Annotated in this window: 7 protein-coding genes; all 7 read right to left on the minus strand. The window is 46.4% G+C overall.

The genetic code is table 11. The features are described 5' to 3' along the window. Positions 1-7: 7 nt before the first annotated feature. The 7 genes from BN8899_RS08925 to BN8899_RS08955 all read right to left on the minus strand — a co-directional run bounded on the left by BN8899_RS08925 (position 8) and on the right by BN8899_RS08955 (position 12,457). The gene (locus BN8899_RS08925) at positions 8-3,715 is read right to left on the minus strand and encodes a SusC/RagA family TonB-linked outer membrane protein (protein WP_065219146.1); all 3,708 of its coding nucleotides are present in this window, start codon (positions 3,713-3,715) and stop codon (positions 8-10) included. Between the two features lie 318 nt (positions 3,716-4,033). Next, on the minus strand, positions 4,034-5,572 hold the full coding sequence (locus BN8899_RS08930; protein ID WP_065219147.1) for a hypothetical protein: 1,539 nt from the start codon (positions 5,570-5,572) through the stop codon (positions 4,034-4,036). Between the two features lie 96 nt (positions 5,573-5,668). Continuing rightward, entirely contained in the window at positions 5,669-8,056 is a 2,388-nt protein-coding gene (locus BN8899_RS08935; protein ID WP_065219148.1) for a S9 family peptidase, read from the minus strand. Continuing rightward, positions 8,056-9,027: a TlpA family protein disulfide reductase gene (locus BN8899_RS08940; RefSeq protein ID WP_065219149.1), complete on the minus strand. Its 972-nt coding sequence runs from the start codon at positions 9,025-9,027 to the stop codon at positions 8,056-8,058. The genes BN8899_RS08935 and BN8899_RS08940 overlap by 1 nt, the downstream gene beginning before the upstream one ends. Before the next feature lie 18 nt (positions 9,028-9,045). Continuing rightward, complete coding sequence (locus BN8899_RS08945; protein ID WP_065219150.1) at positions 9,046-10,185, minus strand: TlpA family protein disulfide reductase; 1,140 nt, start codon at positions 10,183-10,185, stop codon at positions 9,046-9,048. 28 nt (positions 10,186-10,213) lie between these two features. Next, positions 10,214-11,170 (minus strand): TlpA family protein disulfide reductase, encoded by a 957-nt coding sequence (locus BN8899_RS20375; RefSeq protein WP_082986974.1) that lies wholly within the window; start codon positions 11,168-11,170, stop codon positions 10,214-10,216. Between the two features lie 129 nt (positions 11,171-11,299). After that, positions 11,300-12,457, minus strand: coding sequence for a FecR family protein (locus BN8899_RS08955; RefSeq protein ID WP_065219151.1), 1,158 nt, complete (start codon positions 12,455-12,457; stop codon positions 11,300-11,302). Positions 12,458-12,520: the final 63 nt, after the last annotated feature.

Genomic DNA, 12,520 nt, shown 5'->3' on the forward strand with positions numbered 1-12,520 from the left:
CCATGTTTTAAAATGCGAGATTAACACTTAAAGTATACGTCGGGGCGACCCCCACGCTAATTTTATCTGCCGAACCGGACTGCGAGGTCGGGTCTTGTCCCTTCAGCTCTTTCGCACTCCAGGTAAACAAATTCGTCCCTGACAACGACACGTAAAGCGAACTCAGATTCAATTTCTTACACACGGAATCCGGGAACACGTAACGCAAATTCAAGCTCTGCAACTTCAAATAATTACCACTGACCACCCGGATATCCGCATAATTATACATCTCCCAGATATTTTTCCCGAAATCGTAGGTCTCACTGCTCCACCACACGTCGGTCAAGGTTTGTTGATAAGCTGTATTCCCCAACACTCCCGGGATATTCGTGTATTTTTCGTCGCCCGGATGTTGCCAACGCTTTGTCATCTCCTTCCGGATGTTCTGAATCGGGGAATAGGCCATGGTAGCTGCCTCCGGGTTATACAATTTCAACAGGCGTATTTTCGACCCGATGCTGTATGCCAGATTAAAATTCAACACGAAACCGTTCCACGAGAATGTATTATTGATACCGCCTTGCAGGTAAGGCACCCGGCAACCCGAGTATTTCATCACGGTGGTGTAGACTTCCGAGTCCTTCATGTCCACGTACTGCTCGAAATACTCCTCCCCGATGCGGGCAAACGTCGGGCGTCCGTCATCCGGGCTCAAGCCGGCAAACTCGTAAGAATAGAACGAATTCAACGGTTTCCCCGAAATATGGGCGGTTCCGTTCAGGTAATCCGTGTACACGTAATCATCGTGCATCGGGTCATATTTATCCGTTTCCAGCACCTTGTTCAACAATTTATTCACCACTTGCCCCAACTGCGGGTCAATCCTCCAGGAGAAGCCCTTCCGGTTCCCCCCGACAGCCGTATTGACAGGGTTGATATTCAAGGAAACCTCCAATCCCTGGTTCTCTACCGTCCCCTCGTTCACCATATAAGAAGAGACCCCGTTCACCGCGGACACCTTTTTCGTCAAAAAGGCATCTTTTGTCTTCTTGTAGTAATAAGACAACGAACCGTTCAACTTGTTCTTGAATAACGAGAAATCGATCGATGCGTTGATGCTGTTGGTCTTCTCCCACTCCAGGTCCGGGTTGGGGAAAGATTTGATCGAGGACCCGAAATCCCCGCCGAAAGCCAGATTGGCACCTCCTTGCGTCATCACCAAATCCGGATTCATGGAGGCGTGGGTCGTTCCCTGCCAACCGTATGACAACTTTAACGCCAACTCGTTCACCCACCACGAATCACTCAGAATATCTTCTTTGATATTCCAACGTCCCGAAGCGGACCAGATCGGTAAGAATTTATCCCGGGCTCGATCCCCGAAGGCATTCGAGTAATCCACGCGCATATTGGCATTGAAAATATAGCGGTTCTGGTAACTGTAGTTAAAAGCCCCGTAAGCTGAAATACGGTTGGTCTTCTGGTCTTTCAACACGCCTAAAGCCTTCGAATTGGTCGTGTACCACTTCGTGTATTCCCCGTACTCCTCGGAGTTGAAATTGCCGATTAACATCCCCCGATCCGGCAGATAGTTCCGGAAGGTTTTATCCAACCCCGTGTAATTCGAGGAAGAGAGCTCCCAACCTCCCATGAACGTCATCAGATGGTCACGCGCTTCATCCAGGTAAAGGTTATACTGCACCTGCAAACGGGCCATATAGTTCTCGTTTTTCGTCTCGTTCCGGGACAACTCCCCGCCATAAGGGATTAATGTCTGACTTTTATAATACGATGATGCTAAATGCGCATCAAGATCCTTCTCGTTATCTTTCGAAGTAAACAATTTTTTCAACGACTTCACGTAAAACGTTTCCTCTCCCCAGTAAGTTTCGTCCTTCGTGTTGGTTGTCGCGTACGAAAAGGTTCCCGTCAACTTTAAATTCTCGAAGATATTATAGTTTATACTGGTGGAAAAATTCAAACTATTCCGGTCAATTTTATTATACGAATGATCCCGTTCATTCAAAATATTATACCATACCTTCACGTCACTCCCCGTACCCTTTTGCGGGTAAAAGAAATAGGAACCGTCCTCGTTGAAAACCGGAACGGCACGGCTCGCGTTATAAGCGTAATCCATCAACCCCACGGAATTGGGCGTATGGTCCTGTTTTTGGACATTTCCTCCTAACTTGAATTGCACGTTAAACCGGTTGTAATTCAGCGAGATGTTCGTGTTTGCCGTGTAACGGTCGCCTTTTTCCTTCTGGAGTACGCCATTTTCCCGGTTATACCCCACCGACACATAATATTTCATGTTCTTCGAACCTCCCGACACGGAAAGCGTATGTTTGTGGGAAAATGCGTCGCGGCAAATCACATCAAACCAATCGGTATTCAAACTCTCGTAATAGGCAACTTTATCATTGTATTCCTCGAACGTCATCAAACCGTTCCGGTAATTTTCGTAAGCCTCTTCATACCCGATCCAGCAATCCTGGTAATGATTCTTGTATCCCACGCCCTTCTCGATCACGTCCCGGGAATACGCCACACGTTCCGCCGAATTCATCACGTTCACCGCCCGGTCCGAATAACGGGGACGCCGTGAAAAAGTACCTCCCAGACTGTATCGGATCTGGGGTGGTCCCTCTTTACCCTGTTTCGTGGTAATCACGATGACGCCATTCGCCGCACGGGTTCCGTACAATGCCGTGGCGGAAGCATCTTTCAACACGTCAATCTGTTCGATATCCTCGGGATTCAGGCCCGAAATGGCGTTCCCCAACAAGTTCACGAAATCTAAATCATTCAACTGGGCGGGATCCACATTGACTGGATCCTCTTGAATGATACCGTCAATGACCCACAACGGCTCCTGCGAACCCAACACCGTGGAGGTTCCCCGGATGCGCAGACGGGGAGAAGCCCCCACCTGGCCGGAATTCTGCATGAAGATCATACCGGGGACACGCCCCTCCAGCATCTGGTCCAACGTGCTCATCCCCGGGGTCATGATATCATCCATCTTCAACGTGGTGACCGCACTTGTCAATTTACGCTTGTCGATCTGCTGGTAACCGGCATTGATCACCACCTCCTCCAAGGCCTGCGCCTCATCTTCCAGCACCACCCGCATCATCTCCTGTCCCGTGTATTTCACCTCTTTCTTTTTCTTTCCGACAAACGAGAACACCAGGACCACGTCATCCCCGTCCGGAATGACCATCGTGAATTTCCCGTGTACATCGGTGGTAACCCCCTTCGTACTCCCCTTCACCACGACCGATACCCCGGGCAACGTGTCCTTGGGAGAAGTCCCTAATACAACTCCCTTCACGGTTCTCTTGTTCACTTGTTGCATCATCGTCATCCGCTTCAGAATGATCAACTCGTTCTCGATCGTGTACATCAGATTCGTCCCCGACAACGCCATATCCAGGATCTCGCGCAGCGTCTTCCCCTGCACATCCATCGAGATGTCACTGATTTTCTCCACGTCCGAGGCAGAGTAGATAAACGAAAAACCTGATTTCAATTTAAGCAAATCGATTACCTCTACCAAAGATTTGTGTTCCACCCGCAAATCCAATTTCATCTCCTGCGCCGTAACGTTCGCCCACAACGTACTCGCCGATAGCATGACAAACAAGACTAACAATTTCATCTTCTTTACTAATCTTACCAGTCTCGGGTCTCCCCGAAACAAAAAGTACAAATTCCTTTTTCCCATAAATCAGTATTTGGTTAATTAAACATTGATATTTATTCTGTCTTTTTATAACCAAAACGTAAACGATTGCATTTATGGGTACATAAAATTATTTTTTTTCTCCTCGATTCCCAACTTTTTTTTCTAATATTATACAACAAAAAAAGAGGTGTGTCAAAAAACACACCTCCTAGTTTATAAGGTCCATAAAGTCGAACCTTCGGTTCTGAAAGTCCATAAAGTCAAATACTCTACAATCTACTGGTTATCATTACAATCCTTTACAATTTTGTAATATTCTGACCTTACGACCTTATAGACCTTATGGACTTTATGGACCTACTCCTCCTCTTCTACTACAGCCTCATCCTCTCCTTCCCAATAACCGTAACGCTCCGCGATATCCACGTAATAATAGAATTTCCAACCCACCTTATCGCGATACACACGGTACCGGTTGCGCAATCCCGGCTTTACCTTCCCGTCCAAGGATTCGGCGGGACCTTTAATCGAAACCGGAGCATGCGGGTAAGCCATTCCGTTCTTACCGACAAAACGGAAACGAAGTTCATGCAGGCAATACCCGAAATTCTGTACGTATCCGGTCCCCGTACCGTTTGTCGTCCAATCCCAACGGCTTATATTGAAATGATTTCCCAATGGGAATTCAAATTCCACCCGATACGTGTTCTCCCCGAGCTGCTCAAAGGTAGAAGAACTGGCATACACGCCATACGCGTCAAATCCCGACTCGAAAGTGGCTTTCCGGTCATTTAAGGTATCCAACTGACCTACACTCTTACCCATACTTTGCCACGGGTCATCAAGCAATACGACGCCATCCAATTCGGCATCCGTCCGGAAAGTACAGGAAACGCGTATCGTATCCGTGGTATAATAGGGCCCCACGACCCTTCCCGTGTCTGCCTCCACCGAAGAACGGTACACCTTGGAACGAATATCGACCCCCTCGATATCCACGTCGAACGGCTCGTAAGAATAATGGTCATTAAACAACTGCGTCCCCATCAAATAACGGACATCCCACAACATCAGGCGAATCTTGTCCGGGGTCCCTAAAGTCGGGCGGGCACCGGATTTTCCCGGTATCCCGGCATACATCCGGCAATTATAATTCGGGGAATAATTCGTACTTGTAGAAGTAGCCCCCGTACGTTCAAAGGCTCCCATCAAAGACAAGAACGCGGACTCCGACCCGGCATTGCTCTCCGGCAAAAAGCAAGCCTGGGCGAAAGCCTTCAACACGTATCCCAACTTCGACAAGAAGGTCGCACGGGCACGTGCCGATTCAAAATATTTGATACGGAAGCGGTCATTCACGCACCCGCAAAATGCCATGCCCTCGTGCTCGGAGGGATAATAGTGTTGGATAAAACTCCCCGTGTACTCCGGCATCCACACCAAATAATGGTCGCTCTTCTTCTCCGTCGCATTCTTCTCGAAATACGCCAACACCTCTTTCGCCATATCCGCGATATTCGCCACCTTCATGTCGAACACGTTCCGTGCACTCTTGATATAATGAATCCGCACGAATGCCGGATTCACGTCATTCAACTCCAGCCCGAATTTCCGGTCCACCCGGTAGCGCATAAAACATTCGTGGAAGAATTTTTGGATATGCAACGTCACTCCGGACAACCGGTAGTGCCAATCCGGATTGTCCTCCACGTCATTCGGGACATAATACACGACATTTAACGTGTGCGCCCGCTCCGGCGTGTATGTTTCGCCGGGAGGAATGACTTCCTCGTCTTGCGACAAGTCTGAATCATCTTCCTTATATACATCCGTACAAGCTGCAATAAAAATGGATAAGAATATACCCCATAGAATTCCTACATTTCTTTTCATCATGTTATTGTTTTAGGTTGCTATATTAATTTTTTTTCTTTAAAAACGAAAAACATCTCTAAATGGGGTACATAGTCCTCATTTTTTTTATCAAAATCTTTATTCCGTGCGCAAAGAAGTCAGGCGCATGTACTCGTCGATCTCCGTGTACTGCTCCATGGAATAATCATGTAACAGATGTTTGGCAAAATGGAACCACATCTTGCGCCTGAAAAATTCCAAGGATTCCCCCCGGTAAGCATGGCCTTGCCCGGGAAGAACAAGCATCTCAAAATTTTTCCCGACCCGAATCAGGGCATCCACCATACGGAGTGTATTCGCCGGATGGACATTATTGTCCGCGTCCCCGGCAACCAAGAGCAAGTGCCCTTTCAAATGCTTCGCCAACTCGATATTCGTCGGAATATAGGGTTTCTCAAAACATGCGCTCTCTTTAGCCATTTTCGTCGTATCAGCCGCTTGTGGCTTCTTTTTCGCGGTTTTGCCGGTCGCCTCTTTGATTCCGTGATGCGTCTCTCCCCACCAGATATTATAAATATTGTTATCATGGTTCCCGGCAGAAGAAACAGCCGCCGTGTAAAAATCCGGGTAAGTGCAAAGAGCCGCCGTTGACATGAATCCCCCGCCGGAATGGCCGAATATGCCGACTCTCGACGGATCTATAAACGAATACCGGTGAGCCAGTTGCTCTATACCGCATTTGTCATCCGCCAGCGGATAATCCCGCAAATTACCGTACCCGTATGTATGGTACCACCTGTCGCGCAAAGGGCTTCCTCCCCGGTGACCGAAAGTCACGACGATAAAACCGACCTGGGCAAGGGCTGCGTTATTAAATCCCGTGGAAACGGAAAACTCCAAAGGGACTGCCTCGGTTTGCGGTCCGGGATAAACATAGGAGATGATGGGATAATTCCGGGTGGAATCGAAATCAACGGGCTTCCACATGTAACCGAAAAGATCCGTCTCCCCGTCTGCCGCCTTCACCGTGAATGGTTCCGGCATACGCCACCCCGTCTCGTAAAGCAAGGTTAAATCGGGCGAACAGAGCTCTACAACGACCTTCCCGTCCGTGTTTCTCACCACACTGCGCGGTTCCAGGTCTGCCCGGGAATAATTATCCACGAAATACTTCCCTCCCGATAAGAATGTCACCTTGTGAGTGGCCTGTTCCGGGGTCAATATCTTGCTCCCTCCCCGTCCGTCGAAACGGGCTTTATTCAGCCGGGCGTAATAAGGACTCTCTCCCGCTTCTCCTTGCCCGTAAGCCTCGAAATAAATGAGTTGCTTCACGGTATCTATCCGCACGATCTTGCCGGAAGTCCAGCCTCCCGAGGTCATGGCGTTCTTCAAACGGCCCTCCCCGTCGTAACGGTACCAGTGTCCATGCCCCGTGCGTTCCGACCACCACAGGATCTCCTCCCCGTCATTCAGGAAATGGAATGTGAAAAGCTGGTCATTGAAATAGGGTTCACACACCTCGTTGATCAACACTTTCACCTCTCCCGTTTCCGGAAACACCCGGCACAGTTCCATCTCGTTGCAACTCCTCTTTTTCCGCACGAAATAGAGGCGCTCGACAGGCCTCCCCACGGTGTGCACGGTCAGTTTCTGGTCTTTCCACTTCCCGACAGCCAGATCCACCTCTTTTTTCGCGGCAGCGTCAAAAAGATGCAGCTCTTGTTGCGCCACATGCTCGTCTCCCGGCATGGAATAGTCGTATCTGTTCAAAGTCGGGCGTCCTTTCCCTGTCGTGTTCACCAGGTAAAGCTCCCCGATCTTCCGCTTATCGGTACGTTCCGCGTAAAAATGACGGGAATCGGCAAACCAGGTAATATCCGGGACGGTAATTTTCGCCGAATCCTTGCTTTTGGGCGTGTAGGAATATTTCTCGCATCCATCCTTCGTCAGGCAAGTTTCCGCGGAATCTTTTGTCGATACAAGGTAAAGGTTATGGTTCCTGCCATACACCACGTAACTGCTGTCAGGCGAATATTTACCCACCCACTTCATTTTCGACTTTTTAACCGGAAGGGGAGTTTGCTTTTTCTTCGTGACGGTATCGGGAAACACCTGACTCAGTTGCTCATTCCGGAGGTCATACTTGAACTGCACCCCCTCGGAACTGAAACACAACACGTTCTCCTTCTCTTCCAAAGAAAAACCGGTTAATTTTATATCTTTATAATTCCCCGGCTTATGGGTCACGCTACTGATTTTCCCCGCCAATTCCTGACGGTCAAACAACTCCCGCTGCAAACCGGCAACGGGATCCACCAAATAGTAACGCGCCCCGTCCCTCGTTTCATACCTGTACCAGAATTTACTTGATCCCTTCAATGTATTAGGAATCACACTTGTAGTGCCGACCAAACTTTCCAGATGAAGAAACTTCTCCGCCTGCCTGTAATTCGCTTTTTGCCCCATTCCCGTCAGCACGAGGAAACAGGGCAAAAGCCACAAATATTTCTTTATCAAACGCATCATTATTTACGGTATTCTTCCATAATTTTTTTCAAAACCTCCTCTGTCAATTTTTCCGTTCCCAACGGGTAGCCCTCCCAACGGACAATTCCCTCCGGATCAATCAGAAGTACGTGAGGAATAGCCCCGATCTGTAACTCATTGAACATCCGTTTCTGGGTATCAATGGCATTATAATACTCGATGACAGGCTCCTTCATGGCTTTCACTTTCTCTGCTTTCTCGTTTGAAATTCCAATAATTACCAGATCTTTCCGGTATTTTTTGTGCCACTCGTTCAGTTCCGGGATCAATTTCTTGCAAGGATTGCATTTCGTGGCCCAGAAATCAAGCAGAACAAATTTGCCCTTCATATCCTCCGGCTTTTCACTCAACCATGCTTCAACCACGAATTCCGGTGCTGGCTGATTGATAATTGATTTGGCGTATAAGCGCAACGGTATTCTTTCCGGAACTGCGGCTTCCTTTTTGCCATACTTCTTGATAATACCGGCGATCACTTCCGCCGTCAATTCATGCTCCTTCAAAAGAGGAAATCCCTCCCAGCGGACGATACCCTCCGGATCAATCAATATCGCGTGAGGAAAACCGCTTATACTCATTTCCTTTGCCATCGTCCTCTTCGTGTCAATACCACTGTAATATTCGATGACCGGTTCTTTCATGGCTCTCACGACACGTTCCTCATGACCTGCCAAACCGATCACCACGAGATCATCCTTAAATTTCTTGCTGAACTCGTTCAAATCCGGAATACCCTTGCGACAAGGGGCACAAGAAGGTCCCCAAAAGTCAACCAACACGAATTTCCCGCGGGTATCCGGTTCATCCGTCAACCATTTTTCCACCACCAAGGCCGGGGCTTTTTGATTCAGATACGATTTCGCCCACATTTTTTTATCCCCGTTACTCTCTTGCGCCATCACTAAATTCACGAGAAACAGCGCACAAGCAATAAACAATACTTTTCTCATATCTTTTCCCGAATTTGATTATTTATACTTAGCTATAATCTCCTTGATTTTCTCGGTCGTCAAATCCACGCAAAGTCCTTCCCAACGAACAATTCCTTTCGGATCAACCAACTGTACATAGGAAAGAACGTGCAATTCCATGGTTTTCCAAATCGCTTCACCCGTATTCGCCAAACAGTATTCAATTTTGGGTTCAATGGTTCTCAATTGGTTGATGCTGTTTCTTGCACAACCTATGATTACTAAATCATCAGCAAATTCTTTGTTCCACCTATTCAATTTCGGAATGGCTTTCCGGCAAGGACCGCAATGGAAACTGAAAAAGTCCCGCAACACGAATTTGCCTTTCGTCTTCGGTTTTTTCGGGTACCACTCGTTGACATCCAATTCCGGAGCTTTCTCCCCTAAAAGAGGTTTAGCCATACTTCTATCAATCCCACCGTTCTCGTAGTTGTATTTCTTCATCAGGTTCTCGATCACCTCCGCCGTCAATTCATACCCCTTCTGCCCCGGATTGCCTTCCCAACGGACAATTCCCCGCGTATCAAGCAAAACCGCGTGAGGATAACCTTTCACTTCAAAATACTTCTGGATATATTTCTTTCCTCTTATGTCTATCGCACTATAATACTCGATAACCGGTTCTTTCATCTTCCGCACCAATTCCTCGGTATTCGGGGCAACACCTATCACGACAAGTTTATCCTTGAATCTCTTACTGATTTCATTCAATGTCGGGATATTTGCCCTACATGGACCGCAAGAAGGCCCCCAAAAATCAATTAACACGAATTTGCCTTCCGTATCGGGCTCTTCGGTCAACCACTTGTCCACTTCCAAACGCAGAGCTTCCCGGTTCAACCAAGACTTGGCATGCAATTTTTTATCCCCGTTGCTTTCTCCCTCTCTGGTATTTTTTGTGGCGGTTGTTTCTTGTTTACTCCCCGCGGATGTATTCGTTACTTTCACGTTTCCTCCCCCGAGAGCCTTGAAAAGATTCTGCAAATCTTCCATGCTCTTCACCTCCATTTTGATCGTCTTGCGAACTTTACCGTCACTACCTACACTATCCTGAACTTCTTTTACATTTTGTGCTTGCCCGTGATAAAACGTTCCCAACAGGGCAAATACTACCAGAAAAATCTTACTTTTTTTCATATATTCCTTGGTTATTAAATCTTGTTCCTTATTTATATTTAGCGATGATCTCTTTGATTTTCTCTTCTGTCAAATCCACACAGACTCCTTCCCAACGGACGATTCCTTTCGGGTCAAGCAACTGCACGTAAGAATAGACGTGCAATTCCATCTCTGTCCAGGCCTTCTGACCGATATTCGCCAAACAATACTCTATCTTGGGTTCTATGGTTCTCAACCGGCTGATATCATCCCGTGAACAACCGATGATAACCATGTCATCCGCAAATTCCTTGTGCCATCTGTTCAATCTCGGAATCGCTTTCCGGCAAGGACCGCAATGGAAAGCAAAAAAGTCCCGCAACACAAATTTCCCCTTCGTGTCCGGTTGTTCCGGGTACCACTGGTTCACATCCAATTCCGGTGCCTTTTCCCCGAGAAACGGTTTTGCCCATTTTCTTTCCACTCCCCCGTTATCCCGGCTATATTTTTTTATCAGATTCTCGATGACCTCGGCTGTTAATTCATACCCTTCTTGAACCGGGTTTCCTTCCCAACAGACAAATCCGTGTTTATTAAGCAACACGGCATGAGGATAACCTTTCACTTCAAAATATTTTATGAATTTCTCTTTTGTAGTGTCTATCGCGCTATAATATTCAATCACCGGTTCTTTCATCTTCCGTACCGACTCTTCTTTATTTGGGGAAATACCGATGACAACAAGTTTATCCTTGAATTTTTTACTGAATTCGTTCAACGTCGGAATACTTGCCCTACATGGAGCACAAGAAGGTCCCCAAAACTCGATCAACACGAATTTACCCTCCATATCCGGCACGTCGGTCAACCATTTTCCAACTTCCAAACGCGGAGCTTTCCTATTTAAAAAAGATTTGGCATACAATTTTTTATCACCGTTTGTCTCTTGCGCAGATAAATTCATCACACTTACAAATGTTCCCAATAGAACCAATACCGTAAAAAAAATCCTATTTCTTTTCATACATCATTTTGTTATTAAATTTTATTCCTTGACTTCAATATTCATTTATTGCAAAACGGGAAAAAATGTAAAACGGGGTACAATCGCACCCCGTTTTAATAATAATTTAACAAAAAATGTAACACCTACTTATTTTACTGTCGAAACATTAATCACGTTTCCTTTGATTTTAAACGTCACCTGACCGGTTTTTTCAAATTTATCCAAAAGCTCATTCATATCGCTATAACGATCTATATTGGCATAAAATCGTGCATCTTTCGCTTCCTCGTTCACGTAAAAAATATAAACGTCATACCATTTGCTCAACCGGTTCAAAATGTCTTCCAAACGTTGATTCCGGATATTCAATTTCCCGTTCTTCCAATCCACAAATTCAGCCACATCCACGTCCCTCTGCACCATATTTCCTGTCTTTTTATCCAACACGCTCTGTTGATTAGGAGCCAATATACAAGATTCATCCCCAGTAGATACTTTTACCTTACCGGAAACCAAAGTAGTTTCCACGAATACTTCGTCCTCGTAATCTCTCACGTTGAAAGTTGTACCCAACACCTCTATCTGTTGATTTTTCATTTCAACGATAAAGGGACGAGCGGTATCTCGGGCCACTTCAAAATACACTTCCCCGGATGCCTTCACCACCCTCCTGTTTCCCGTGAACGTCACCGGATACTCTATCTTAGAAAGTGCTCCCAAATAAACTTTAGTTCCGTCCGCAAGTGTTATACCATACTCTCCTCCTCGTGGAGTCGTCACGTTATTGAAAATTTCCTCCCGAACCAACGTATCCTGCTTTTTCTCATAACTCAATAACGAACCCGTATTCACTATTTTCGCTGAAGCCTCTTCCAATTCATTGGAATAATTTTCCAGTTCTATGCACTCCCCAGTAGATAATTGCAAAATAGCCCTGTTCCCTCCAGCAGGGATAGCCACTATCTGTCCGGAAGGAACAACATGCTCCTCTTTTCCCAAAACAAAAATCAAAACACCAATCAATAAACAAGCAGCAACACCTGCAACAGACCAATAAGAAAGAATACGTCTCCGTCCTTTTTTACTCCCCTTCTGCCGGGTAACAAACTTATTCCAAGAAATATTTATATCTTTATCAGTCACCTCCTTGACAAAGCCATTTTCACGATAAAACTTCTCAACTTTATGGAAATAATCTCTATTCTCTTTGCTTGCCGTACACCATGCCTTAAAACAACTTTCTTCTTCCGAAGAAAGCCGCCCTTCTAACTTGCGCTCTATGATATCCCACTCTATCTGTCTCATAAGTCTCCTCATCTTCTTTTGTGTGAATTCAATTTAATCTAGTTCTCTTAATACTAAGAACGA

Source organism: Butyricimonas sp. Marseille-P2440 (assembly GCF_900091675.1).
Lineage (GTDB): Bacteria > Bacteroidota > Bacteroidia > Bacteroidales > Marinifilaceae > Butyricimonas > Butyricimonas synergistica.

Bases quoted from the DNA above. Each gene is read 5' to 3' on its own strand.
- BN8899_RS08935 (WP_065219148.1), bottom strand. From the start codon at position 8,056: ATGATGCGTTTGATAAAGAAATATTTGTGGCTTTTGCCCTGTTTCCTC.
- BN8899_RS20375 (WP_082986974.1), bottom strand. From the start codon at position 11,170: ATGAAAAGAAATAGGATTTTTTTTACGGTATTGGTTCTATTGGGAACA.
- BN8899_RS08930 (WP_065219147.1), bottom strand. From the start codon at position 5,572: ATGATGAAAAGAAATGTAGGAATTCTATGGGGTATATTCTTATCCATT.
- BN8899_RS08925 (WP_065219146.1), bottom strand. From the start codon at position 3,715: ATGGGAAAAAGGAATTTGTACTTTTTGTTTCGGGGAGACCCGAGACTG.
- BN8899_RS08940 (WP_065219149.1), bottom strand. From the start codon at position 9,027: ATGAGAAAAGTATTGTTTATTGCTTGTGCGCTGTTTCTCGTGAATTTA.
- BN8899_RS08955 (WP_065219151.1), bottom strand. From the start codon at position 12,457: ATGAGACAGATAGAGTGGGATATCATAGAGCGCAAGTTAGAAGGGCGG.
- BN8899_RS08945 (WP_065219150.1), bottom strand. From the start codon at position 10,185: ATGAAAAAAAGTAAGATTTTTCTGGTAGTATTTGCCCTGTTGGGAACG.